Origin of the sequence: Streptomyces sp. YS415 (assembly GCF_023544665.1) — a bacterium.
Classification (GTDB): Bacteria; Actinomycetota; Actinomycetes; order Streptomycetales; family Streptomycetaceae; genus Streptomyces.
In genome coordinates, this window is the sequence record NZ_JAMJFL010000008.1 from 127,510 (window position 1) to 152,369 (window position 24,860).

General features: G+C 72.3%; 21 protein-coding genes, 3 tRNA genes and 1 pseudogene. 9 read left to right on the top strand and 16 right to left on the bottom strand.

The genetic code is table 11. From position 1 onward, the window contains the following. Nucleotides 1-5: 5 nt before the first annotated feature. The 3 genes from M8H82_RS12640 to M8H82_RS12650 all read right to left on the bottom strand — a co-directional run bounded on the left by M8H82_RS12640 (nt 6) and on the right by M8H82_RS12650 (nt 2,783). Entirely contained in the window at nt 6-1,148 is a 1,143-nt protein-coding gene (locus tag M8H82_RS12640) for an acyl-CoA dehydrogenase family protein (protein WP_250073228.1), read from the bottom strand. Next, entirely contained in the window at nt 1,145-2,275 is a 1,131-nt protein-coding gene (locus M8H82_RS12645) for a CaiB/BaiF CoA-transferase family protein (RefSeq protein ID WP_250073231.1), read from the bottom strand. Before M8H82_RS12645 ends, M8H82_RS12640 begins: the two co-directional genes overlap by 4 nt. Before the next feature lie 127 nt (nt 2,276-2,402). Continuing rightward, the gene (locus M8H82_RS12650; RefSeq protein WP_250073232.1) at nt 2,403-2,783 is read right to left on the bottom strand and encodes an MmcQ/YjbR family DNA-binding protein; all 381 of its coding nucleotides are present in this window, start codon (nt 2,781-2,783) and stop codon (nt 2,403-2,405) included. Between the two features lie 92 nt (nt 2,784-2,875). Between M8H82_RS12650 and M8H82_RS12655 the strand changes: the two genes are divergently transcribed. Next, entirely contained in the window at nt 2,876-4,054 is a 1,179-nt protein-coding gene (locus M8H82_RS12655; RefSeq protein WP_250073234.1) for a trans-acting enoyl reductase family protein, read from the top strand. A 4-nt stretch (nt 4,055-4,058) separates the two neighbouring features. On the opposite strand, the gene mmpA is transcribed toward M8H82_RS12655, so the two are convergent. The 3 genes and pseudogenes from mmpA to M8H82_RS12670 all read right to left on the bottom strand — a co-directional run bounded on the left by mmpA (nt 4,059) and on the right by M8H82_RS12670 (nt 6,669). After that, nucleotides 4,059-4,205, bottom strand: coding sequence for a morphogenic membrane protein MmpA (gene mmpA / locus M8H82_RS12660; protein ID WP_374211656.1), 147 nt, complete (start codon nt 4,203-4,205; stop codon nt 4,059-4,061). A gap of 580 nt (nt 4,206-4,785) precedes the next feature. Next, nucleotides 4,786-5,469 (bottom strand): annotated as a pseudogene (locus M8H82_RS12665) (endonuclease V); the annotation flags it as partial. A 129-nt stretch (nt 5,470-5,598) separates the two neighbouring features. Continuing rightward, nucleotides 5,599-6,669 (bottom strand): oxidoreductase, encoded by a 1,071-nt coding sequence (locus M8H82_RS12670; RefSeq protein WP_250073235.1) that lies wholly within the window; start codon nt 6,667-6,669, stop codon nt 5,599-5,601. A gap of 260 nt (nt 6,670-6,929) precedes the next feature. Here M8H82_RS12670 and M8H82_RS12675 point away from each other — a divergent pair, with 260 nt between their 5' ends. Then, the gene (locus M8H82_RS12675; RefSeq protein WP_250073237.1) at nt 6,930-7,346 is read left to right on the top strand and encodes an SsgA family sporulation/cell division regulator; all 417 of its coding nucleotides are present in this window, start codon (nt 6,930-6,932) and stop codon (nt 7,344-7,346) included. Here M8H82_RS12675 and M8H82_RS12680 read toward each other — a convergent pair. Both M8H82_RS12680 and M8H82_RS12685 read right to left on the bottom strand, forming a co-directional pair. Then, nucleotides 7,343-8,179, bottom strand: a complete 837-nt coding sequence (locus M8H82_RS12680) for an isocitrate lyase/phosphoenolpyruvate mutase family protein (RefSeq protein WP_250073239.1) — start codon at nt 8,177-8,179, stop codon at nt 7,343-7,345. The genes M8H82_RS12675 and M8H82_RS12680 overlap by 4 nt on opposite strands. Nucleotides 8,180-8,284: 105 nt before the next feature. Next, on the bottom strand, nt 8,285-8,944 hold the full coding sequence (locus M8H82_RS12685; protein WP_250073241.1) for a GNAT family N-acetyltransferase: 660 nt from the start codon (nt 8,942-8,944) through the stop codon (nt 8,285-8,287). A 340-nt stretch (nt 8,945-9,284) separates the two neighbouring features. Between M8H82_RS12685 and M8H82_RS12690 the strand changes: the two genes are divergently transcribed. The 5 genes from M8H82_RS12690 (at nt 9,285) to M8H82_RS12710 (ending at nt 16,135) form a co-directional block, all read left to right on the top strand. Next, nucleotides 9,285-10,907 (top strand): ABC-F family ATP-binding cassette domain-containing protein, encoded by a 1,623-nt coding sequence (locus M8H82_RS12690; RefSeq protein ID WP_250073242.1) that lies wholly within the window; start codon nt 9,285-9,287, stop codon nt 10,905-10,907. 10 nt (nt 10,908-10,917) lie between these two features. Next, nucleotides 10,918-13,176 carry an excinuclease ABC subunit UvrA gene (locus M8H82_RS12695; protein WP_250073244.1) on the top strand — a complete coding sequence of 753 codons (2,259 nt, stop codon included), beginning with the start codon at nt 10,918-10,920 and terminating at the stop codon, nt 13,174-13,176. Between the two features lie 92 nt (nt 13,177-13,268). Further along, nucleotides 13,269-14,045, top strand: coding sequence for a dimethylargininase (ddaH, locus tag M8H82_RS12700; RefSeq protein WP_250073246.1), 777 nt, complete (start codon nt 13,269-13,271; stop codon nt 14,043-14,045). A 217-nt stretch (nt 14,046-14,262) separates the two neighbouring features. Beyond that, nucleotides 14,263-15,240 (top strand): acyl-ACP desaturase, encoded by a 978-nt coding sequence (locus M8H82_RS12705; RefSeq protein WP_250073248.1) that lies wholly within the window; start codon nt 14,263-14,265, stop codon nt 15,238-15,240. Nucleotides 15,241-15,295: 55 nt separating this feature from the next. After that, nucleotides 15,296-16,135, top strand: a complete 840-nt coding sequence (locus M8H82_RS12710; protein WP_250073250.1) for a hypothetical protein — start codon at nt 15,296-15,298, stop codon at nt 16,133-16,135. 22 nt (nt 16,136-16,157) lie between these two features. Here M8H82_RS12710 and M8H82_RS12715 read toward each other — a convergent pair. After that, nucleotides 16,158-16,233: transfer RNA gene (locus M8H82_RS12715), tRNA-Trp, on the bottom strand. Nucleotides 16,234-16,324: 91 nt separating this feature from the next. Between M8H82_RS12715 and M8H82_RS12720 the strand changes: the two genes are divergently transcribed. Next, nucleotides 16,325-17,731, top strand: coding sequence for a hypothetical protein (locus M8H82_RS12720; protein ID WP_250073251.1), 1,407 nt, complete (start codon nt 16,325-16,327; stop codon nt 17,729-17,731). Further along, nucleotides 17,728-19,521 (top strand): AAA family ATPase, encoded by a 1,794-nt coding sequence (locus tag M8H82_RS12725; RefSeq protein WP_250073252.1) that lies wholly within the window; start codon nt 17,728-17,730, stop codon nt 19,519-19,521. The genes M8H82_RS12720 and M8H82_RS12725 overlap by 4 nt, the downstream gene beginning before the upstream one ends. 49 nt (nt 19,522-19,570) lie before the next feature. Here the strand turns inward: M8H82_RS12725 and M8H82_RS12730 are convergent, their stop codons facing one another. The 7 genes from M8H82_RS12730 to M8H82_RS12760 form a co-directional block, all read right to left on the bottom strand. Then, the gene (locus M8H82_RS12730; RefSeq protein ID WP_250073253.1) at nt 19,571-20,899 is read right to left on the bottom strand and encodes an SDR family NAD(P)-dependent oxidoreductase; all 1,329 of its coding nucleotides are present in this window, start codon (nt 20,897-20,899) and stop codon (nt 19,571-19,573) included. Nucleotides 20,900-20,927: 28 nt separating this feature from the next. Continuing rightward, a tRNA-Glu gene (locus M8H82_RS12735) sits at nt 20,928-21,002 on the bottom strand. A 10-nt stretch (nt 21,003-21,012) separates the two neighbouring features. Beyond that, nucleotides 21,013-21,087, bottom strand: a tRNA-Gly gene (locus M8H82_RS12740). Between the two features lie 77 nt (nt 21,088-21,164). Continuing rightward, a complete protein-coding gene (locus M8H82_RS12745; RefSeq protein ID WP_250073254.1) occupies nt 21,165-21,410 on the bottom strand; it encodes a WhiB family transcriptional regulator in 246 nt (81 codons plus the stop codon). A gap of 174 nt (nt 21,411-21,584) precedes the next feature. After that, the gene (locus M8H82_RS12750; RefSeq protein ID WP_250073255.1) at nt 21,585-22,379 is read right to left on the bottom strand and encodes a VOC family protein; all 795 of its coding nucleotides are present in this window, start codon (nt 22,377-22,379) and stop codon (nt 21,585-21,587) included. A 400-nt stretch (nt 22,380-22,779) separates the two neighbouring features. Next, on the bottom strand, nt 22,780-23,790 hold the full coding sequence (locus M8H82_RS12755; RefSeq protein WP_250073256.1) for a LacI family DNA-binding transcriptional regulator: 1,011 nt from the start codon (nt 23,788-23,790) through the stop codon (nt 22,780-22,782). A 66-nt stretch (nt 23,791-23,856) separates the two neighbouring features. Next, nucleotides 23,857-24,822, bottom strand: a complete 966-nt coding sequence (locus M8H82_RS12760) for a multicopper oxidase domain-containing protein (RefSeq protein WP_250073257.1) — start codon at nt 24,820-24,822, stop codon at nt 23,857-23,859. Nucleotides 24,823-24,860: the final 38 nt, after the last annotated feature.

Here is a 24,860-nt window from a genome sequence, read left to right on the forward strand (position 1 = left end):
GTGCGTCAGCCGAGCAGGGAACGGCCGATGATCTCCTTCATGATCTCGGTCGTCCCGCCGTAGATGGTCTGGATGCGTCCGTCGGTGAAGGCCCGGGCCACGGGGTATTCGCTCATGTAGCCGTATCCGCCGTGCAGTTGCAGGCAGCGGTCGGCGACGCGCTTTTGCAGTTCGGTGGCCCACCACTTGGCCATGGAGGCGTCGACGGCGCTCAGTCCGCCGTCCGTGTGCTCCTCCACGCAGCGGTCGAGGAAGGCGCGGGTGACGGCGCACTCGGTGGCCATCTCCGCGATCTCGAACCGGATGTGCTGCTTGGTGGCCAGCGGCCGGCCGAAGGCCTCGCGCTCCTTGACGTACCGGGTGGTGATCTCCAGCAGGTGCTCCGCGCCCGCGATGGCCGCGACCGCGATGCTCAGCCGCTCCTGGGCGAGGTTGGTCATCAGATGGACGAAGGCGCCGTGGAGCTCGCCGAGGAGGTTCTCCTTGGGCACGCGCACGTCGTGGAAGAACAACTCGGCCGTGTCCTGCGCCTTCTGGCCGATCTTGTCGAGGTTGCGGCCGCGCTCGAAGCCCTCCGTGCCGCGTTCGACGACCAGCAGGGACAGCCCGTGCGCGCCGCCCTCGGGGGTGGTCCTCGCCACCACGATCACCAGGTCGGCGAGGATGCCGTTGGAGATGAACGTCTTGGAGCCGTTGAGCAGCCAGTGGTCGCCACGGTCCTCGGCGTGCGTCCGGATGCCCTGGAGGTCGGAGCCCGCGCCCGGCTCGGTCATGGCGATGGCCGTGATCAGCGAGCCGTCGCAGAAGCCGGGCAGCCAGCGGCGCTTCTGCTCCTCGGTGGCGAGCCCCGTCAGATACGGACCGATGATGTCGTTGTGCAGCCCGAGCGCGAGCCCGGGAGTGCCCGCGCGGGTGAACTCCTCGGCCATGACGGCGCTGTAGCGGAAGTCGGCGGTGCCGCCGCCCCCGTACTCCTCGGGCACGGCGAGGCCGAGCAGGCCCTGCTTCCCGGCCGCGCGCCAGGCGTCGCGGGAGGCGATGCCGTCCTTCTCCCACTGGTCGTAGAACGGCAGCACTTCCTTGGCGAGGAAGCTGCGCACGGTCTCGCGGAACGCGTCGTGCTCGTCGGAGAAGATCCGCCGCTTCATTCCAGGCCCTTCATCAGGTCGGGTACGTCCCAGTCGCGCGCCACGTCCGCGGTGTCGGCGCCCGGCCGCGCGGGCCCGGTGCGCACGGCGGTGGGGGTCGCCGAGAAGCGGGGCGCGGGCGCGGGCTGGGTGATGCCGCCGTGGTCGGTGAAGGTGCCGCGGGCGGCCAGATGCGGGTCGTGCGGGGCCTCGGTCAGCGACAGGACGGGCGCCACGCAGGCGTCCGAGCCGGCGAAGACGGCCGTCCACTCGGCCCGGGTCCGGGTCCTGAAGCGGGCGGTGACCGCCGCGCGCAGGTCGCCCCAGCGGGTCCAGTCCCGGCGGGCGTCCGCGTATCCCTCCAGGCCGAGCAGGTCCAGGAAGGCGTCGTAGAACTGCGGCTCCAGGGCGCCGACCGCCATGTACCCGCCGTCGGCCGTCTCGTAGGTGCCGTAGTACGGGCAGCCGCCGTCGAGGAGGTTGGCGGCGCGGCGGTCCTGCCAGCCGCCGGCGGCGAGCATGCCGTGGATCATCGCGGAGAGGTGGGCGGTGCCGTCCACGATCGCGGCGTCCACGACCTGGCCGGCGCCGGTCGCGCGGGCGTGGTGCAGGGCGGCGAGGACGCCGACGACGAGGTACAGGGAGCCGCCCGCGTAGTCGCCGAGGAGGTTGGCCGGAGCGGGCGGGGGCTCGTCGGGGGCGCCGATCATGCCGAGGGTGCCGGTGAGGGCGATGTAGGCGATGTCGTGCCCGGCGCGCTGGGCGAGGGGGCCGTCCTGGCCCCAGCCGGTCATCCGGCCGTAGACGAGCCGTGGATTGCGGGACCGGCAGGTGTCGGGGCCGACGCCGAGCCGTTCGGCGACTCCGGGCCGGTAACCCTCGATGAGGATGTCCGCGCGGGCGGCGAGATCGAGCACGCGCGCGGGGCCGTCGGGGGCCTTCAGGTCGACGATCACCGAGCGCTTGTTGCGGTTGGTGACGTCGTACGCGGGATCGATCGCGAGTCCGGGGCCGCCGGGCCGGTCCACGCGCACGACGTCGGCGCCCAGGTCGGCGAGGAGCATCGCGGCGAACGGGCCCGGCCCGATACCGGCCAGCTCCACGACGCGTACGCCGGTGAGCGGGCCGTGTCCTGGCGTCTTTGCCATCCGGTCCCCAGGGTAGGTGTGACACTAATGATGTAACACCAAGGATGTTAGGAACTCGCCGCAGTGAGCACAAGAGGTGGGCGAGCAAGCGCTTAGTGAAAAGTATCCGGTGGCGGCGGCGGTGTCGTCACCGCCCGTCGAGCTCCGCCGTGAGCCGCTTCGGCGCGATGGTGCGGTAGCTCTCCTCCACCCAGTCGCACAGCAGCTCGGCGGCCGGCGCGCCCTTGGGTTCCAGCGGGATGCTCACCCAGCCCGATTTCCCGAGGCCGTAACCTGCGGGCTCGGCGCCGGGGCAGGTCAGCGCGTGGGCGTGGGCCGCCTCGTCCGTGAGCTTCACGGTCACGCCCAGGGGATGGCTGCCGTCGTCGGAGCCGAGGAAGACGAACACCTTCTTGTTGACCTTGGCGACGGTCTCGCCCCAGGGGAACTCCTCGGCGGCGCCGGGCATGCCGAGGGCGAACTGACGCACTTTCTCCCACTTCTTCAGGGCGTTCCGGTCCACGGCCATCCGCTGCCTCCCGGGCTCCTCGTCGGGCTCCGCACACCTCACGCTAGCCTCGGCCACCGACAACGGCGCGTGATGAGGGACCGAGAGGTGTCATGAGCAGGCTGAATGAGGCGGACCGTCCCTACGACATCGTGCTCTTCGGGGCGACCGGCTTCGCCGGAGCGCTCACCGCGGAGTACCTGGCGGCGCACGCGCCCGAGGGGCTGCGCTGGGCGGTGGCGGGCCGCGATGCGACGAAGCTGGAGCGACTGCGGGAACGGCTGCCCGGCGGCGAGCGCGTCGGCGTCCTGCGCGCGGACGTGGCGGATCCCGGGTCGGTGCGTGAACTCGCCCGGCACGCGCGTGTGGTGGCCACGACGGTGGGCCCCTATGTGCGCTACGGCGAGGAGCTCGTCGCCGCCTGCGCGGACAGCGGCACGGACTACCTCGACCTGTGCGGGGAGCCGGAGTTCGTGGACCTGATGTACGTGCGTCACGACGCACGCGCGCGGGAGACGGGCGCCCGGCTCGTGCACGCGGCCGGGTTCGACTCCGTGCCGCACGATCTGGGCGCCTGGTTCACGGTCCGGCAGCTGCCGGAGGGTGTGCCGCTGACGGTGGACGGGTTCGTCACCGCGGACGCCATGTTCTCGGGCGGGACGTTCGCCTCGGCGCTGGGCCAGTTCGCGCGCGGGCGCCAGATGATCGCCGCCGCGCGGGACCGGCACCGGCACGAGCCGCGCCTGGTGGGCCGCCGGGTCGACGCCCCCACGGGCGTGCCCCGGTTCGCCGGGGAGGTGGGCGCCTGGGCGGTGCCGCTGCCGACCATCGACCCGCAGATCGTGCGCCGCTCCGCGAAGGCCCTGGACCGCTACGGCCCCGACTTCCGCTACCGGCACTACGCGGCGGTACGGCATCTGCCCGTTGCCGTGGCCGGTCTGGTGGGCGTGGGCGGACTGGCCGCCGCCGCCCAGCTGCCGCCCGCGCGCCGGTGGCTGTCGGACCGGCTGAAGCCGGGGGACGGGCCGAGCGCGGAGAAGCGGGCGAAGAGCTGGTTCTCGGTGCGGTTCGTCGGCCAGGGCGGTGGCCGCCGGGTCTTCACCGAGGTCTCGGGCGGGGACCCCGGCTACGACGAGACGGCGAAGATGCTCGCCGAGTCGGCCCTCTGCCTCGCCTTCGACGACCTCCCTCCGACGGCCGGCCAGGTCACCACGGCCACGGCCATGGGTGACGCCCTGACCGAACGGCTCCAGCGCGCGGGGATCGTCTTCCGGGTGGCCGCGAGCCGCTAGCCCCCTACAAGGGCCACTGGGCCACGGTGTAGACCATCCCGCAGATCCACCCGAGCCCCGCCAACACGGCGACCACGAGCGCGGCCGTGACGACCCGCTCGACGGGCCGCTCCGGGTCGGCGAGGGGCTTCGGCGAACGCTGGTTCGCCATGCGCCGGGAGGTCATGCGGTGGGAAGCCACGCGGTGCGAAGTCATGCGCCCAGCCTGCCGAACGGGCGGGGCGCGGACATCCGTACGAGTACTCAGGCGACGTACTCAGTCGACGTACTCAGCGGCCGGGTGCCCGGACGACGTCCTCCGACGGGAGCCGGTCCCCCAGCGCGGCTTCCAGGCGGGCCCGGAGAGCGGGGTCGGGGGACGCCGTCGCGATCCGGCAGGCGAGCGGGCCGATGTCCCAGCCCGCGTGATGGTCGAAGTACGGCGGAGAACCTGCCGTGTTGTGGGCGACCTTGGCCACCAGCTCCGCGATCCGGAAGACCGACTGGTCCTCCGCCCCGACCCCGGCTGCCCGCACCCGGTCGAAGAGTTCGCGGCCCCGGGTCCACTCGTCCCGGTCGGCCGCCATGGCCAGAACGGCAGCGAGTTCCGGTCCCCGGTCCGCCTCCGGGACGGCCGCTGCGAGCACCCGGGCCGCCCAGGCCACCGGGTTGCGCTGGGACTCGAAGAGGGTGCGCCCCCAGGAACGGTGCTTGTCCGCACGCGCGCGTGCGGCGAGTTCTTCGTTCGGTGCCGTCGCCTCGTGCAAGGTGTGGCGGCACAGGGCGTCCGCCTTGCGGGTTGTTTCCGGGAGGCGGTAGGCCGGAGTGAGGGCGAGGGTGTGGGCGCAGGCCGTGGTGAGGGTGACGCGGTGGCCGGTGGAGACGAAGACCGGTTTGACGGAGTCCCGGGTGCGCAGGGCCCGGCCGACCTCGTCCGTGCCCGCGAGCAGGGGGGACGAGGAGCCTCGGGCCGCCTCCGGCTCGTCGTAGGAGAAGGTGAAGGGGTTCTTGGCGACGCCGATGGTGGGCAGGCCGGTGAGGACGCCGAGGTGGCTGGCGAGGCCGAAGCGGCGGGGGTGGGCGAGGCCGTAGCCGTCGCAGACCACCAGGCCGGGGTCGCAGGACAGCGCGTCGAGGGCGGCCAGGACCGTGGGGATCTCCCGGAAGGCCAGCAGGCCGGGCACGTACGGGAAGGAGATCCGGCCGACGGCCGTCGCCTCCGCGACGACCTCCAGGGTCGCCGCGTCCAGCACGACGGCCGCCGCCGCCACGACGTCCCGCTCGTCGTCGTAGGCCACGTCGACGCCGGTGACGTGCCCGGCGCCGGGCGGCGGACCCGGCTCGTCCAGCACCACGCGTGCGCGCAGCTCGTCCTGGACGGCACGGGCCTCTTCCTCGGTGGCGGGCCAGCCCGCCGGGATGCGTACGGTCGTCATGATGCCGACGAGCCTACGGCCCCCTCGGCCGACTCCGGTCGCCCAGGGCGCGCTCGGGCCGGCTCTGGTTCATGCCCCGAAGGGCCTTGCACGTCACGGCGCTTGGCCTCCGCGTGCCCACCTGCCGGATCACCTCTCCAGACGGGCCGCTCGCCCCTTCTCGCCCGCCGCCCAGCAGCCGAAGTCGGGCGTGCAGTCCACGGTGTCGTACGAGCCGCTGTCGACGGTCCGCCAGGTGCGGCCCCCGTCCGTGGTCAGGTCGGTGCCCGTGGGGCCGACCGCGAGGGCCGCGGTGCGGCTGTGCGGGAGCCAGGCGACGCCCGAGCGGTAGGCGCTCACCGGGGCCGCGGCGGGCCGCCAGGTGGTGCCGCCGTCCCGGGTGCGGGCCGCCGCGCTCGGGGAGTCCTGGTCGGGGCGGTAGTCGCCGCCGACGGCCAGACCGTGGGCGCGGTCGCGGAAGGCGAGGGCGAAGACGCCCCGCGCGGGATCCCCGGCCGGGATCGGCGTGTCGGCGGCCGTCCAGGTCCGTCCGCGGTCGGCGGAGTGCAGCACACGCGCGCGTGCGCCGCCGCCGGTGGCCAGCCAGACGTCCTTGGACCCGGCCGTCACCAGGCACTGCCCACTGGCCGCGAACCCTGCCTCGCCGGCCAGCGCGTCGGGCATCCCGTCCTGGGGCAGGACCGTCCAGGACCGGCCGCCGTCGGCCGTGGACAGGATGCGGAACCTGCCGTCCACGGGGTCGCTCATCGCGAGGCCGTGGCGGCGGTCGAAGAAGGCCATGCAGTCGTAGAAGGCGCGCGGGTCGGTGTTGCGGAACGCCTCGGCCCAGGTCGCGCCGCCGTCCTCGGTGCGGTACACCCGGGACGCCTCGCCCTCGCCGATGGCGAGCACCACGGCCCGGCGCGCGTCGAACGCCTCGACGTCCCGGAACTGCAGCTCCCCGGCCCCCGGCGGCGAGACGTTCCGCCAGCTCGCCCCGCCGTCCGTGGTGCGCAGGACCGTGCCGGCGCTCCCGGCCAGCCAGGCGGTGTCCCGGTCGACGGCCGCCAGCCCACGGAAGCGCACGGCAGGGCTGCCGGTGTCCTTCAGCTCCCAGTGCGCGGAACGCTGCGGCTCAGGCTCCTGCGCCTGCGCCGGTACGGCCGTCACCGCGGCCAGCGCTCCCGCGCACACCACCCCCGCGGCCGTCGTGCGAACCATGCCTGCCCAGCGTCGCGTGTTCCCCAAGGCCCTCATGGCGGGCGAAGCTAGCCCACACCCACGGCGCCGTCCAGACCGCCTCAGCAGCCTCACACGGCCTTTACGGAACCAGCAGACGAATCACGTCACTCCTGTGCATGAAAGGCGGTGACCGAGGTCACTCGACGGCGGTGTGCACGGATTCATCGATTCCGACGTCTTCTAGAGTGCCCGGCCTCATCCGCCCGGAGCCCGTCCAGCCGTCGCAAGGGAGCAAGGCGTTGTCCTACGTCATCGAGCAGCTCGTAGAGGCCCGTCTCGTCGCCGCCGCGCCGCGGGTGTCCAGCATCCCCGCCACGCTGCACTACGACCGGCGCGACCCGTTCGCCGTCCGCATGACCTTCCCGGCCCCCGCCACCCTGGAGGGCGTCGAGGTCTGCTGGACCTTCAGCCGGGAGCTCCTGACCGACGGGATGCGGGAGAGCGTGGGCCACGGCGACGTCCGCGTCCGACCCTACGGCTACGACCGCACGGTGCTGGAGTTCCACGCCCCCGAGGGCACGGCCGTCGTCCACGTCCGCAGCGGTGAGATCCGCCGGTTCCTGGACGCCACCGGCGAGCTGGTCCCGGTCGGCCTGGAGCACCTCCAGCTCGACCTGGACCACGACCTGGCCGAACTGATGCGGGACGCCTGCTAGCGGGCGCCGCCCAGCAGGGAGTTGAGCTCCCCGTAGTCGGCCCCGTCCGCGAGCGTCCCGTACGTCCCCGCACCGAGCAGCTCCCGCGCGGCGCGCCGGACGAGGGCGTGGGCGGCCTGGGCGATTGCGGAGCCGACGCTGACGCGCGCCACGCCGAGCGAGGCCAGCTCGGACACGGTCGGCGCGCCGGGGCCCGCCATCACGTTCACGGGCGCGTCGATCCCGTCGACGAGCAGCTTCACGGTTCCCGGGTCGACGGCCCCGGGAACGAAGATCCCGTCGGCGCCCGCGGCGAGGAAGGCGGCGGCCCGCTCCAGCGTGGCCTCCACTCCCCCGGCGCCCCGCAGAAACGTGTCGATGCGCGCGTTGACGAACAGCGGCACCTCCGCGGCATCGGCGGCCGCCCGGGCGGCGGCGATCCTCTCCGCCTGCTCGGGAACGGGGCGCAGCGGCCCCGCGCCGGGCTCGTACAGGGCGTCCTCGATGTTCACACCCACCGCGCCGAGCGCGAGCACCGCCCGGATCGTCTCGGCCACGCCCGCCGGATCATCGGCGTAGCCGCTCTCGATGTCCGCGCTCACGGGCACCGCCACGGCGGCCACGATGCGAGCGACGGCCGCCAGGGCTCGGTCGCGGTCCAGCCGGCCGCCGTCAGCGGCACCGAGGTCCCAGGCGAGCCCGGCGCTCGTGGTGGCCAGCGCGGGGGCACCGGCGTCCTCGACGACGCGGGCACTGGAGGTGTCCCAGGCGTTCGGCAGCACCAGCGGGGTGCCCGGGACGTGCAGGGAGCGGAAGTCGAGTGCGCGCTCGCGGAGGGCGGAGTCCTTCGTCATGCGTCGACTCAACCAGCTTGTCCGGGCTGGGTCTGGCAGGAATCCGACAGGAACGTACGGCCACGGATCAGGGACGTACGACCTCGTGTGCGGGCCCTGAGGGTTTCACATTCGCGCGCCCTGCGTTTCGGGCGGGACCTCACGGATCAGGCTCGTCAAAGGGCCGCGGGTGCGCCAGCCCAGGGAGGCGTACAGCGCGCGCCCTTCGGCCGTCGCGGCCAGCACGGCGCCCGAGGAGCCCGCGGCAACGGCGGCGTTCCCCAGCGTCCGCATGACCAGACTGCCGAGTCCCCTGCGGCGGTGGGCCGCGGAGGTCTCGACCTGGTCGACCACGGCCGCGCGCCCGGGGCCGGGCACGGCGACCTGGCCGCGGGCCGCGAACGCGCCGTCCCGCGTCAGGACGAGAACGCGTGTGACGCCGTCCCTGGTCCAGGCACGCGTCCGGTATCCCGCGGGCACCTCGGCAGCGGCGGGATGCAGCCGGGCGGACATCAGGAAGCCGTCGTCCCCGAAGCGCCAGCCGGGCGCCACCCAGGGGGCGACCGTCTGCCGCGGCAGGAAGACCTTGAGCCAGATGCCCGGTGCCGTGGCCGTCTCCGTCAGTTTGCCGACCAGCGCCTCGTCGGCATCGGTCAGGACGTGCCGGGTGACATGGCCGGCCAGCCCCACGTCGACGGTGAGGCCCCATGGCTCGGCGACCGGCGGCGCGGCTCCGCGGGAGACGACCCAGCCCTCCACCCACGCGCGTACGAGTTCGGCGTCCACACCGACCCTTTCGTAATAGGCAAAGAAGGTGTGCACATATTACGCGGCGGGCTTCCGCCACCCCCGGGGCGGCCCTCGTAATTCCGTTGACAGCCCTCCCGCCCCCTCCTACGGTGTGGAGCGGTCCTGTTGCCGTCGATTGGAGAAGGACGTTGCTCGTCTGAGGTCCTGAGACACCCGCCGTCACACCCCTGAGGTGTGGCTGCCGTGTGCGACCTCGGCGTCCGAGCCGTCCTCCGGAACAGGGCTTTTCCGCTGCCCGCCCCGAGGCCTCCCCGCGGGTCGCAGGTGTCTCGATACGCGTTTGCCCTTGTCGCATCGAGCAACCGCGGAGGCCCGCATGTCACCTTCCATCACCTGCACGTCCCTCGCCTTCACCTGGCCCGACGGCACCCCCGTCTTCGAGTGCCTCGACACCGCCTTCGGCCCCGGCCGCACCGGGCTCGTCGGAGTGAACGGCTCGGGGAAATCAACCCTGTTGAAGCTCATCGCCGGCGAGCTCACGCCCGCCGACGGCACCGTCCGCGTCGCCGGCGAGGTCGGCTACCTTCCGCAGAACATCACCCTCGACACCGGCCTCAGGGTCGACGAGGTCCTCGGCATCGCCGACCGGCGCGCCGCCCTGCACGCCATCGAGGCGGGCGACGCGTCCGAGGAGCACTTCGAGACCGTCGGCGACGACTGGGACGTGGAGGAGCGGGCCCTCGCCACCCTCGGCGAACTCGGCCTCGGCCACGTCCGGTTGGACCGCACGGTCGGCGAGGTGTCCGGCGGCGAATCGGTGCTGCTGCGGCTCGCCGCACTGCTGCTGCGCCGCCCGGACGTCCTGCTCCTGGACGAGCCGACCAACAACCTCGACCTGTACGCGCGCCGGAGGCTGTACGCCGCCGTCTCCTCCTGGCCGGGCGTCCTGGTCGTGGTCAGCCACGACCGTGAACTCCTCGACCTCGTCGACCAGATCGCCGATCTGCGCTCCGGGGAGATCAGCTGGTACGGCGGCAACTACTCGGCATACGAGGAGGCGCTCGCGGTGGAACAGGAGGCGGCCGAGCGGATGGTGCGGGTCGCCGAGGCCGATCTGAAGAAGCAGAAGCGCGAACTGACCGACGCCCAGGTCAAACTGGCCCGCCGCAAGCGGTACGGCCAGAAGATGTGGGACCAGAAGCGCGAGCCGAAGATCGTCATGGGGGCGCGCAAGCGGGCGGCACAGGAGTCCGCGGGCAAGCACCGGATCATGCACGAGGAGAAGCTCGCCGAGGCGAAGGAACGGCTCGACGAGGCGGTGGAGGCCGTACGGGACGACGACGAGATCCGCATCGACCTGCCGTACACGGCCGTACCGCCGGGCCGTGAGGTCCTCCTGCTCCAGGATCTGGAACTGGCTTACGGCGCGCGCGTGGCCGGCGGTTTCGACCTGCGCGGCCCTGAGCGGATCGCGCTGATCGGACGCAACGGCGCGGGCAAGACCACGCTGCTGCGCACGATCGCCGGGGAGCTGCAGCCGGTGTCGGGCGAGGCGCGGACCCATGTGCCGATGCGGTTCCTGCCGCAGCGGCTCGACGTCCTGGACGGCGAGCGGACCGTCGCCGAGAACGTGGCCCGGTTCGCGCCGGCCGCCACCAACAACCGGATCCGGGCGCGGCTCGCCCGCTTCCTGTTCCGGGGCGCCCGCGCCGACCAGAAGGCGGCGACGCTCTCCGGCGGCGAACGCTTCCGGGCGGCACTGGCGGCGCTGATGCTGGCCGAGCCCGCACCGCAGCTGCTGATGCTGGACGAGCCGACGAACAACCTGGACATGGCGAGCGTGAAGCAGCTCACCACGGCCCTGGAGTCGTACGAGGGAGCGCTGATCGTGGCCAGCCACGACCTGCCGTTCCTGGAGTCCATCGGCATCACCCGCTGGCTGCTGCTCGACGGAGAACTGAAGGAAATCACGCCAGAAGCTGTCGGGTATCCCGCCTAGCGTCGAGGGCATGAGCGATTTCATCACCATCACCGGAGCCAGGGAGAACAACCTCAAGGACGTCACGCTCCGCATCCCGAAGGGCCGGCTGACCGTGTTCACCGGCGTTTCGGGATCGGGAAAGTCCTCGGTCGTCTTCGACACGATCGCGGTGGAGTCGCAGCGCCAGCTGAACGAGACGTTCACCTGGTTCGTGCGCAACCGGCTGCCCAAGTACGAGCGGCCGCACGCGGAGACGCTGGAGGACCTCTCCCCCGCCATCGTCGTCGACCAGCGCCCGATCGGCGGCCACTCGCGCTCCACGGTCGGCACCATGACGGACGTCTACTCGGTCATCCGGGTGCTGTTCTCCCGGCACGGCACGCCCAGCGCCGGTCCCGCCACCGCGTACTCCTTCAACGACCCCTCGGGCATGTGCCCGCAGTGCGACGGTCTCGGGCGAGCCGTGGGGCCGGACTGGGACCGCATCCTGGACGAGGAGCGCTCCCTCGCCGACGGCGCGGTCCGCTTCCCGCCGTTCACCGCGGGCACCTGGCAGGGACAGACGTACACGAACTCCGACGAGCTGGACCCGCACAAGCCGGTGCGGCGGTTCACCGCCGCGGAGCGGGAGTTCCTGCTGCGCGGCCGGCCGGGCAGCAAGGTCACCATCAGCGGCTCGGGCGGCACCTGGATCACCGACTACGAAGGGCTCGCCGACCGTTTCGAACGGCTGTACCTGAAGCGGGACCTGTCGTCGATGAGCCAGAAGACCCGTGATCTGATCGGGCAGTTCATGGTGGACGGCGTCTGCCCGGCCTGCCGCGGCGCCCGGCTCAACGCGGCGGCGCTCGCCACCCGGATCAACGGCCGGACCATCGCCGACTGCACCCGGATGCAGGTCAGCGACCTCATCACCGTACTGAAGGAGATCGACGACCCGGTCGCGCGGCCGATCGCCGGGGCCGCGGTGGCCGCGCTGGAACGCATCGACGCGATCGGGCTCGGCTACCTCAGCCTGGACCGGGAGACCGCCACGCTCTCCGGCGGCGAGGGGCAGCGGCTCAAGACGGTGCGGCACCTCGGGTCCAGCCTGACCGGGATGACGTACATCTTCGACGAGCCGAGCGTCGGGCTGCACCCGCGGGACGTGGGGCGGCTGGGGGATCTGCTGCTGCGGCTGCGCGACAAGGGCAACACCGTCCTCGTCGTCGAGCACGACCGGGACGTCATCGCCCTCGCGGACCATGTGGTCGACATGGGTCCGCGGGCCGGCGCCGACGGCGGGCGGGTGGTGTTCGAGGGCACGCCGGACTCTCTGGCCGCCTCCGGGACGCTGACCGGGCGGTGCCTGGGCCGTCGTACCGCCGTGAAGGAGACCGTGCGGGAGGCGACCGGCGGGCTGTGGGTGAAGGGCGCGGACCGGCACAACCTGCGGGACGTGACGGTGGAGTTCCCGACCGGGGTGCTGACCGTGGTGACGGGGGTGGCCGGGTCGGGCAAGAGCACCCTGGCCGCCGAGCTGACCCGGGCGCACCCGGAGGCGGTGGTCGTGGACCAGTCGTCGATCGGCATCTCCGGACGGTCGACCCCGGCCACCTATGTCGGGATCATGGACACGGTCCGCAAGATCTTCGCCCGGGAGACCGGCGCCGAGGCGGGCCTGTTCAGCTTCAACTCCTCCGGCGCCTGCCCCACCTGCGAGGGCCGCGGGATCATCTCCACCGACCTCGCCTTCATGGACCCGGTGACGATGACCTGCCACGACTGCGAGGGGCGGCGCTTCAAGGACGAGGTGCTGCACCTGACCGTCGACGGCCGCTCCATCGCGGACGTCCTGGAGATGACGGCGGGGCAGGCGCTCGACTTCTTCGACGACACCGGCGTACGGCGCCGGCTGCGCGCCCTGCGTGACGTCGGCCTCACCTACCTCACCCTCGGCCAGCCGCTGTCCACGCTCTCCGGCGGGGAGCGCCAGCGCATCAAGCTGGCGACCCGGCTGCATCTGACCGAGGTCCTGTACGTCCTGGACGAGCCGACGACCGGCCTGCACCTGTCCGACGTGGACGCGCTGCTCGCCCTGCTGGACCGGCTGGTCGACGCGGGTAACACCGTCGTGGTGGTCGAGCACCACCTGGACGTGGTGGCCCACGCCGACTGGGTCGTCGACCTCGGTCCGGACGGCGGGCGCGACGGCGGGGAGGTGATCTTCACCGGTACCCCGCGCCGGCTCCTCGACGTCCCCGGATCCTTCACCGCGGAGCATCTCAGGAGGGCCACAGCCTGGTGAGACGGGTTTTGCCCGGGCGGAGCGGCCCTGCATGATGGCGGACCGGCGCCGGATGACGGGCGCCGGAACCTGTCGCCGATTCGGAGAAACTCGTGCCCAGCAAGAAGGCCCTCGTCCGCCGCCCCGGCCCGCGCCTCGCCGAGGGGCTGGTGACGCACATCGAGCGGGAGCAGGTCGACGTCGGCCGTGCGACGGAGCAGTGGGAGGCGTACACGGAGGCGCTGCGCGCCCACGGCTGGGAGACCGTCGAGGTGGATCCGGCCGACGACTGCCCGGACGCGGTGTTCGTCGAGGACACGGTCGTCATGTACAGGAACGTCGCGCTGATCACCCGCCCCGGCGCCGAGGCGCGGCGCGCGGAGACCGTCGGCGTCGAGGAGGCCGTCGCCTCCCTCGGCTGCTCGGTGAACTGGATCTGGGAGCCCGGCACCCTGGACGGCGGCGATGTGCTGAAGGTCGGCGACACGATCTACGTCGGCCGCGGCGGGCGCACCAACGCGGCCGGGGTGCAGCAGGTGCGGGCCGCCTTCGAGCCGCTCGGGGCGCGGGTCGTCGCCGTACCGGTGAGCAAGGTGCTGCACCTGAAGTCCGCGGTCACGGCGCTGCCCGACGGGACGGTGATCGGGCACATCCCCCAGGTCGACCGGCCGGCGCTCTTCCCGCGCTTCCTGTCGGTGCCCGAGGAGGCCGGGGGCCATGTCGTGCTGCTCGGCGGCCACAAGCTGCTGATCTCCGCGAGCGCGCCGAAGACGGCCGAGCTGCTCGCCGACCTCGGTCACGAGCCGGTCGTGGTGGACATCAGCGAGTTCGAGAAGCTCGAAGGCTGTGTGACATGTCTCTCGGTACGGATGCGGGAGCTGTACGCCTGACCTGGTGACACCTCATCCTCTCAGCCCCGGGACCTGCCGATTCCCGGGGCCCTTCGGCATGCCCGCCGCATCCCTGGGAACCCGGCTGATCAGCGGTCTTTACAGCACTCTTAACCTACGGCTTCGTAACCTACGGTCTCGTAGCCTACGATTGCGTAGGTTCCACCGACCGCACGCCGGTCCGCTTCCGCTCGTGTTACGTCCCCCTGGAGATCCCGTGACGATCACTTCCCCGCATCTCGGCAGCCCGTCCTCGGCCTGGACCGACGCCAGGCTGCTCTACGCGCTCGAGGAAGTGGTCGAAACAGAACTGAACCGCCATCTCTCCGTCGCCAAGGACTGGATGCCGCACGAATACGTGCCCTGGTCCGACGGCCGCAACTTCCCCGGCTTCTTCGAGGACGGCGAGGCCTGGGACAAGGAGCAGTCCAAGGTCACCGAGATCGGCCGGATCGCGCTGGTCGTGAACCTGCTGACCGAGGACAACCTGCCCAGCTACCACCACGAGATCGCCTCGCTCTTCGGCCGGGACGGCGCCTGGGGCACCTGGGTGCACCGCTGGACCGCCGAGGAGGGCCGGCACGGCATCGTGATGCGCGACTACCTGCTCGCCTCGCGCGCCGTCGACCCGGACAAGCTGGAAGCCTTCCGCATGGCCCACATGAGCGAGGGCTTCGAGTCGGACAACCGGCACTCGATGCTGCACTCGGTGGCCTACGTCGCCTTCCAGGAGCTCGCGACGCGCATCTCGCACCGCAACACCGGCCACCAGTCCGGCGACCCGGTCTGCGACCGCATGCTCGCGCGCATCGCGACCGACGAGAACCTGCACATGGTCTTCTACCGGAACCTGCTGAAGGCGGCCTTCGAGCTCGCCCCCGACCTGACCATGCAGGCGGTCCGGGACGTCGTCGTGAACTTCCGGATGCCCGGTCACGGCATGCCCGGCTTCGAGCGGTTCGCCGCGCAGATGGCGATCGGCGAGGTCTACAACATGCGGATCCACCACGACGACGTGCTCCAGCCGGTGCTGCGGCACCTGAAGGTCCTGGAGATCGACGGCCTCGGGCCGGAGGGCCTCAAGGCCCAGGAGGAGCTGGGCCTGTTCATGGGCGGCCTGGACGCCGAGGCCTCGAAGTTCGACGAGAAGCTGGCCGCGCGCAAGGCGCGCATGGCGGCGCGCGCCGCGGGCTGACGCCCTCCCGGTATTTCCCTGGGGCAGATCGCGGGCCTGCGGCATCATGCAGGCCATGCGTGAGAACAGCAGGTCGCAGCAGGCGGTCGGATTCCTGCTCGGCCTGGTCGACGAAGAGACCGCCGCCCGGGTCCGCGCGCGGACCGGTCTGCCCGGACCCGAGGCCCCCGACGCGAGCGTACGGCGCCTCCAGCGCGCGTGGACGTGGTCACGGCTGCTGCCGGCCTCCGTCGCGCTGTGGATCCTGGAGAACGACGACCCGACGCTCAACGCCGTGGTGTGGCGGCACCTGGAGACGGACGCGGGGCTGCGCCGCGCCGTCGTCCGCGGCATCCCGTTCGGTCCCGGCCGCACCGAACCGGTCCGGGTGGACCCCCTGCTCATCGGCCAGGAGCCGGAAGTGCCCGCGCGCTACGTCCGCGAGGGCCTCGTCGGCTGTCTGCGCGCGGTCACCTCGATGAGCGAGGGCCGCGCCGCCGCCTCGATGGTCCTCACGCGCGCCGACTGGGACACGGTCGCCGCGGCGGACGACGAGGCTCCGCTGCCCGGTTACGCCCGCTGGGCGCTGTCCGTACGCCCCGACTGCCCGCCCGCCGTGCGCGCCGGCTTCGGCTCCCACGCCAAGTTCACCCACCGGATCCGCCAGGCGGGCGTGCTGGCGGGGCCGGCCCCGTTCGCGCTGTCCTACGACCCGGCGGTCGGCGTTCTCGAGGTGTTGGCGATGGGCCACGTGCTGTTCCCCCGGCGCATGCCGGAGGCCGAGGACGCGCTGCGCCCGCTGGTGCGGGAGCACCTGGGCGAGAGCGAGGAGGCGTGGGCAGTGCTGGCGCAGCTGATGGAGACGTTCCACGGAACCGCACCCGAGCTGATCGTCACCGCGGGCGCCATCGCCTGAGCGCTGCCGGAAAAAAAAGGGGGGCGGGGCGGCCGGATTCGAACCGGCGTGTTCTGGTTTTGGAGACCGGTGCGCCTGCCTCTGCGCTACGGCCCCGCCCTTGGGGGCGAAGCGTAATGCCTTGGCCGGTTGTCGGTGGGGCCTGGTACCAATGATCCACGGGGGAACATCCGGTACGGGGGGCGGCACATGGCGTACGGGGAGCGGGAGCGGCGCGTCCCGGTGGTCGATCTCGCGGACCGCAGGGCGCTGGAGCGGTACCGCCCGGCGGACACCGGGGTGATCGAGGAGGCGCGGCGGCTGAAGGAGGCCGCGCTGCTGGACTTCGGGCTGACCGAGTCGGCCGTGGCGTCCTGGCTGTACGCGAAGTGCCGGCACCAGATCCCGACCACGGCGGTGGCCACAGCAGCGGTGGTGGCCTGTGGCGACGGCTCCTGCCTGCTGCTGTACAACCCGGACTTCTTCGTCGGACTCGGCCTGGACGGCGTGAAGTTCGTGCTGTTCCACGAGGCCCGGCACCTGGTGCACCGGCATCTGTTCGCCGATCCCTCCCTGCGCGCCGACCCGGTCTTCGAACTGGCCGCCGAGGTGTCCATCAACCATGTGGCGATGGTCCGGCTCGGCCGGCCGGTGCTGCCCCTGCTCGACGGCAGGCCGACGGGGGTGGATCCGCGGGAGGTGCACGAGCTGTACCGCACGGACCTCACGGCACACGGCCTGGAACCGCTGGCGTACGAGCGGTTCACGGAGACCGACATGCGGATCTACGGCGAGCTCAAGCGCATGCGCCACCCTCCGGTGCCCGCACCGCGGTTGTGCGTGCACCTGATGGCGGGCGCGGTCCCGGCCGACCAGGAGACCGTCGACCTGGTCGCCTCCTCCGCGCTGCTCAACTCCCTGCTGGCGGCCCGGCGCGGGCACCCGGGCGCGGAGGCGGAACTGCTGGACCTGATGGGCCGCACCGAGGACGGCAACGCCCGCGCGGCCCGGCTCTGGGGCCGCCTCGGCGCGGGCATCCTGCGCGGGGAGACCACGCGCACGCGCACCGTCGACTGGTGGCAGCGCTGGCTGATCGACGTGCTCGCCTCGAAGCTGCGCGAGGGCGAGCGGCTGGTGTACCCGAAGAAGCGCGGGGCGCTGCTCGCCGCGCTCGGCCAGGATCCCCTCCTCTCGCGCCGCGGCCCGGTCCGGGAGAAGGTCCTCGTCATCGCCTACGACACCTCGGGCTCGATGCCGCACCACGTGATCACCTGGCTCACCGGACTCGTCGGCCGCATCGACGGCGTTCAGGCGCACTGGCTGTCCTTCGACGCCGTGGTGATGCCCTTCGTGCCGGGCGAGAGGGTGTACGGCGGGGGCGGCACCAGCTTTCAGGCGGTCGCGGACCACGTGGAGGGACGCACAGAGGTGAACGGGCGCCGCTTCGAGGAGATTCCCGACGCCGTCGTGGTGCTCACCGACGGATACGCGCCGCCGATCACACCCGCCGAGCCGGAGAAATGGATCTGGCTGATCACCGAGGGCGGCGACGAATGGCCCGACCGGCACACCCCCGCGGTGGACTGCCATCGCGTCACCACAGGATCAGGCAGATGACCACGGAAGTGCAGCAGACGGCCCTGTCCCGCCTGGAGTCCTTCATCGACGCGATGATCGACCTCGGGCAGACGGGGCAGATCTTCGGCGAGCACGGCATCGGCAAGACGGCGACGTTCTTCTCGCACCTCGCCCGGAGCCGTCCCGACACGGCACTGGTGTACGTCCCGGCGGCGAACCTGACGCCGGACGACCTGCTCGTCAACGCCCCGGTGCGCGATCCGCGCACCGGTGAACTCGCGCTGCGCCAGCTGGTGATGAGCCAGCTCAAGCCGGGCCGGCCCTTCGTGCTGCTCATCGACGACTCGCTGCAGGCGGGCGGGACCATCCAGTCGCAGCTGATGCAGATCGCCTGCAACTGGACGCTGGGCGAGCACGATCTGCGCGCGCTCGGCTGCGTGGGCGTCTTCCTCACCGACAACGAGTCGCTGACCGAGACCTCGGCCCGGCGCGGCGATCTCGCGCTGCTGGACCGGATGGTGACGATGCGGATCACCGCGAACGACACCTCCTGGCGGCGGCATCTGGCGGCCAAGTACCGCCCGTGGGACCTGCGTCCGGTGTTCTCGTTGTGGGCCTCGCTGCCACCGGCCGTGCGCGAGCTGCTGTCACCGCGCACGCTCGACCATGTCCTGGCCAACGCCCGCGAGGGCTTCCCGCTGCGCTGGGGCCTGCCCCTGATCGACGGCGAGCGGCTGCGTCTCGCGGAGCCCGGTGCCGACGGCAGACCCGGGCAGAACCGAACGGCCGAGATCCTGGACCGGATCGCCGAGGCGGTGGGCGTATCCAATCCGTCCACGGTCCCGGACCCGGTGCGCCAGGTGGTGCGGGCCGCCCTGCGCAACCGCTGGACGGTCCTGCTCCAGGGGCCGCCGGGCTGCGGGAAGACCGAGTTGGTGCGGCAGACGCTGCGTGAGGGGCTGGGCCGGGAGGCGCTGTACTTCTCGCTGCCGGTGACGAACGTCGAGGACCTGTGCGCGCCGGTCCCGTCCGCCGACGGGACCCTGGACACGCTGCTGGCCGCGAAGTTCACCGGCCCCGAGCCCAAGGCGATCGTGTGGGACGAGTACAACCGGCCCAAGGACAAGTCCGCGTTCGCCAAGCTCATGGAGGTCACCCAGGAGTGGTCGCTGGCGGGCCGCCCGATCGACAACCTGCGCGCACAGATAGCGGTCCAGAACCCGCCGTACCACCTGGGCCGCAAGCTGCTGGTCGCGCGGAACAACATCGCGCAGGCGACCCGGTTCACCGCCTCGCTCCAGGTGGCGCCGGAGGACATCCCGGCCAACGAGTGGCTGCTCGCACGGTACGGCTCCGACGCCGAGACGGTGCTGGAGTGGTGGAAGCACGACATCGACGACGAGGGCCGGGCCTGGATCACCAAGCGCACCCTGGAGCGGTTGATCAAGCTGCACCGGCGGGGGCTGCCGCTGGAGATGGCGACGGTCTACCTCGGCGACGGCGAGTACGCGCCCGTGCCGCTCACCGCCCTGATGGACCGGCTCGGCGGCCGTCAGGTCACCGGCCTGCGCGAACTGGCCCGGGACGCGGACGTGTGGGAGGCGCGGCTGCGGCGGGCGGCGGAGGCCGGCGACGAGGGCGGGGACGACAGCGACGTGGTGCACCAGATCCTGGCCAACGCGGAGTTGTCCCAGCTGAAGAAGCACCAGGCGGTGGTGGTCCGGATGGTCGCCCTGCTGCCGGCGAAGCTGCGGGCGACGTACCTGGTGGGGGCGTCGCGGCAGCAGCAGCGCTTCTGGACGGAGGTGTTCATGGGACTCCGGCGCTGAGACGGACCGGCCGCCGGGCGGTTCCGGCACCGCCCGGTCGTGCCGTCGCTCACCACTGCGCCGCCCGGTAGTCCTTCAGGAACACCCCGGACACCGGATCGCCCGCCTCGCCGCGCACGATCGGGTCGTACACGCGGGCCGCCCCGTCCACGATGTCCAGCGGCGTGCGGAACCCCGCGCCGGCCATGCGGGCCTTCTTGGGCGCCGGGTTCTCGTCGGTGATCCAGCCGGTGTCGACGGCGCACATGTGGACGCCCTGGGCCGCGAGTTCGGCGGCGCTGGTGCGCGTGAGCATGTTGAGGGCGGCCTTGGCCATGTTGGTGTGCGGGTGGCCGGCCGTCTTGTTGCGGACGGCGAACCGGCCTTCCACGGCGGTGACGTTGACGACGTACCGGCGCGGGTGCGGGGAGGCGAGCAGCAGGGGCAGCAGCCGGTCGCACAGCAGTGCCGGGGCGAGGGCGTTGACGAGCTGGGTCTCCAGGACCTCGGCGGGGTCGAGCGCGCCGAGCCGCGCCGACCAGGAGTTCTCCGGGGAGGGGTCGGGCAGCAGCCCCGCCTCGTCGGCCTCGCGCAGCGCGACGGGCAGCGCCGCGGCGCCGCTCTCCAGCCTCCGCATCGGTGTGAAGCCGGGTGCCTGCCGGGCCCCCGCGGGGAGCGCGTCGTACTCCCCGGCGGCCAGCAGCGCGTACGACTCGGGCGGACGCCGTACGGTCTGGGCGGCGTTGTTGACGAGGATGTCCAGGGGCTCGCCCTCGGCCCGCAGTTCCTCGCACAGGCCGAGCACCTGGCGGGGGTCGCGCAGATCCACGGCGAGGACGGTCAGCCGGTCGAGCCACTTGCCGCTGCCCGGCTCGGCCCGGAAGCGGCGCACGGTGTCGTGCGGGAAGCGGCTGGTCACCAGCAGTTCGGCGCCGTCCCGCAGCATCATCAGCGCCAGCTGGAAGCCGATCTTCACCCGGCCGCCGGTGAGCAGCGCCCGGCGCCCGCTCAGATCGGTGCTCAGGGCGCGGCGGGAGCGGTTGTCGGCGGCGCAGCCGGGACAGAGCCGGTGGTAGAAGGCGTCGACCTGTCGATAGGGGGACTTGCAGACATAGCAACTGCGCGGTTTGCGGAAGGCGCCCGGCGCCCCGGGATCGGCCAGCGGCGCGTCCTCGCGCCGGTCCACCGCCCCGGTTGCCGTCGCCGCCATCGCCGCCGCGTCGGCCGCCGACGCCTCGGCCCCGCGAGTCCTGCGCCGCCGCAGCCGCCCGTCCCGGGCGAAGGAGGCCGCGACCTGCTCGGCCTTCAGCCGCACCGGGTCGTCGACGGGCAGGGCCCGCAGCTTGCCGACCGTACGGTGGAAGGCGGCCAGCTCCTCCTCGTCGATGCCCTCGCCCATGTCCCCGCCCCGTGTGTGCCCGTGTGCGTGGTGGCCCCGGCCGGATTCGAACCGGCGTATCCGCCCTGAGAAGGCGGTGAGTCTGCCTCTGCTCTACAGGGCCCCCGGCGCGGACCCGGGAATCGGATTCGAACCGATGTCTTCCGCCTGGGCAAGGCGGGTGCGCCTGCCTCTGCGCTACGCCCGGGTGCGCCCCCGGATCCTAACCGCACCGCGCACGGCCGGTCGCCCCGGTTTCCCGCCGCGCACGGGGGACGGCATCACGTCAGTGGGCGGTGCGCCGCAGCGCCAGGCGTTCCTTCTCCGACAGGCCGCCCCAGACGCCGAAGCGCTCGTCGTTGTCGAGGGCGTACTCCAGGCAGGCGGAGCGGATCGGGCACAGGCCGCAGATCCGCTTGGCTTCCCGTACGGAGCTGCCCGGCTCGGGGAAGAAGAAGTCCGCCCCGGTCTGCGCGCACAACGCCTCCTGCTGCCAGGTGAGATCGGGCGTGGTGACTGTGTCGATGAACATGGACCGTAGCGTGCCCGGCGGCGAAAAACGTTCGATCAACGCCGGATCAACGCCTCGGGGCGCGGCCCCGGGCGACCGCACGATGATGCCCCCGCCGTGCCCGGGAAAGCACGGCGGCGCGCGGCGCCTCCGACGTGATCCGTGTGCCGGTCCGTGTGCCGATCCGTGGCCCGGTCAGCCCTCCTGCGGGGCGGCGCTCTTGATCACCGCGAAGCGTGCGCCGTAGGGGTCCTCCAGCTTGGCCATACGGCCGACACCCTCCACGTCGACGGCGGGCATCCGGACCGTGCCGCCCTGCTCCAGCGCCTTGCTGACGACGACATCGGTGTCCCCGACCTCGAAGTACGGCAGCCAGTACGGCTCCGTCTCGGTACCGGTGGGGTCGTCGGCGACGGTGACCAGGCCGCCGAACATGGCGTCCTCGCCGGCGCCCGCGGGATTGATGCAGGTGTAGACGCCGCCGGGGAACGCCATGGCCGAGGTCTCCCAGCCGAAGACGGTGTCGAAGAAGGCGGCTTCCCGGGCCAGGTCCTGGGTGTACAGCTCCACCCAGCACAGCGAGCCGGGGTCGCCCGCGACCTCGAGGCCTTTGAGGGCGGCGGGCTGCCAGATGCCGAACGGCACACCGGCGTGGTCGGCGAGGATGGCCATGCGGCCCTGGCCCATGACGTCGTCGGGCGGCACGAGCACCTGGCCTCCTGCCCGCTCCACCGCCTTCGCCGTGGCGTCCGCGTCCGGGCTCTGGAAGTAGACCGTCCAGGCGGGTGGGCCCTGATCGGACGTGGTCTGCATGCCACCGGCGGCGGTCCTGCCGCCGAGCTGGAAGAAGCCGTAACCGCCGGACTCGGGGCCCGCCGACCGGAACTCCCAGCCGAACAGGGCGTGGTAGAAGGCGGTGGCGCCGTCGATGTCGGTGGTGCCGACGTCGACCCAGTTGGGAGCGCCGTGGACAAAACGGGTGGTGAGCATGTGCCCTCCTCCGAGGGGTCCCGTTGCGTGCTCTGCCGAGTCTTCCACCGCCCACCGACAATCGCCGTCGGAGCGCGTCCCATCCGTGGTCCACGGCGGAGATCACCGAGGGGCGCGACCGGGCGGCACACCAACGCACCGAGCAGATGTTCGCCTCAACCGGTCACCGGCCCTGCCCGCCTGCTGGTCGCCTTCGGTACGGCGCCGGAGAGCCGCACGACGCGGGCTCGGGGCGGAGGGGTCCCGAGGAGGCCGTGAGCCGCAGGGCCATCCGGGTGACGCCGGACGGCTCACCGCGCAGGACCGACCGCCGCCGCCCCTCGCCGGGACTGCTGCCCCTCACCAGGACTGCTGCAACCTAGCTCCAGCAAGCCCTGGACGCCCCGCACCGCCCGTTCGCCTAGGCCGAGCCCCGCCGCACCAGCGTCGTCGGCAGGACCACGCTCGCCGGCTCCGCGGCTGGGCCCCGCAGCAGCAGCCGGGCCATCAACCGGCCCATCTCCTCAATGTCCTGACGGACCGTCGTGAGCGGTGGATCCGTCTGCTCGGCCACCGGCAGCATGTCGTCGAACCCGATGACGGCCACGTCCTGCGGCACCCGCCGCCCCCGCTCCCGCAGCACTCGGAGGGCGCCCGCCGCCGTCAGGTCGTTCGCGGCGAAGACGGCGTCCACGTCCGGGCACCGATCGAGGAGTGCGCGCATCGCCCACTCCCCGCCGCCCGGCGTGAAGTCGCCCTCGGCGATCCACCGCGGATCCGCGTCCCCCGTGACGTCCCGGTACCCGTCCAGCCGGTCCACCGCCGAGGTCTGGTCCAGCGCCCCGGTGATGTGCGCGACCCGGCTCCGGCCGAGCCCCACGAGATGCCGTACGGCCTCCCGCGCCCCGCCCCGGTTGTCGCTGTCGACGTACACCACGTCGCCGCGGCCCCCGCGCCAGCCGGGCCGCCCTCCGAACACCGTGGGGATCCGGGCCTGCTGGATCAGTCCGGGCAGCGGATCGTCGAGGTGCAGGGAGAACACCAGCGCACCGTCGACATGTCCGCCGGACAGGTAGCGGGCGACCCGGGCATGGTCGTCCCGGCCCTCGGTGAGCAACAGGACGAGCTGGTTGTCGTGGGCAGCCAACTCCTTGCTGATGCCCCGCAGCTGAAGGGCGAAGAAGGGGTCGGCGAAGACCCGGCTCTCCGGTTCCGCGACGACGACGGCCACCGCGTCGTGGCGCCGGGTGACCAGACTGCGGGCCGCCTGATTGGGCACGTATCCGAGCTCCTCCACCGCTCGCCGCACCCGCGCGGCGAGGGGTTCCCGCACCCCGTCCCCGCCGTTGACCACCCGGGACACGGTGGCCCGTGAGACCCCGGCGCGTGCGGCCACGGCCTCCAGCGTGGGACGCGGGGCGGCGCCGGTCACTGCGGGCTCCTCATCGGCCCAGGATAGCTCCGGCCTCCCACGCCGTGAGAGCGCTCCAGTCCTGCCTCAGTGCTCGTGCTCGTGAGGCTCGTGCTCGTGGGGTTCGTACCCCGGGATCGTCCCGTCCGTCTTCTTCACCAGGAACAGCCCCACCATCCCCATGTCGGAGTGGCTCTGCACATGGCAGTGGTACATCCAGGCACCCGCGCCGACCCCCTCTCCCGCGATCACCTGGAAGCCGAACGAGTCCGCCGGACCCACGATCTTGTTGTCGATGACCTGACTGGGATCGTCGGGCCCGGTGAGCATGCCCGTGCGGTTGTCCGCCCAGCGATGACCGTGCATGTGGAAGGTGTGGTAGAACTCGCCGTGCGTGATCATCACGAACTCGACCCGATCACCCACGGTGGCCTCGAAGTTGGGCCCGGAGTGCGCCGGCTTGTTGTTGATCAGCATGTCGTTGAAGACGATCGTGTACGTCATGTCCGGCAGCACATCGCCCGCGCGCCGGACGATCACCGGGCCGTAGAGGCCCTTCCTGATGCCGCCCGTTCCGTGTTCCGTCCCGACCACGTGGTCGTGGTAGTGCCAGTAGCCCGCGCTGCCCGCCCGCCAGGTGCCGTCCTTGCGGCGGCCGGGGGCGTGGGTGCGCCAGGTGTAGGTGCGGGTGCCGCCGGGTTCGACATGGCTCTTGTTCAGCCTGGTGCCGTCGCTGGTGATCTCGTAGTCCAGGCCGTGCACATGAAGGCTCGCCGCCACGTCCATGGTGTTCTCGAACTCGATGTGCACGGTGTCGCCCTCGGTGACCTCGATCAGCGGTCCCGGGACGGTCGCCTTGCCCTTCTCGAAGCCGTAGCCCATCTGACCGTCGGCGAGCTTCTCGGCGTACAGCTTGAGGTGTCTGACCTCGCCTCCGGCGGCGGCCGTACGTGCCGCGCGGTCGGCACCGGTCGCCTTGGGCACCATCGACAACGATGTCGTGAGCGCCGCGCCGCCCAGCAGTACCCGACGGTTGAAGCCGCGTCTGTCCATGCCGAACTCCCCTGTTCCGGTACGGAGTTGGAGACAGT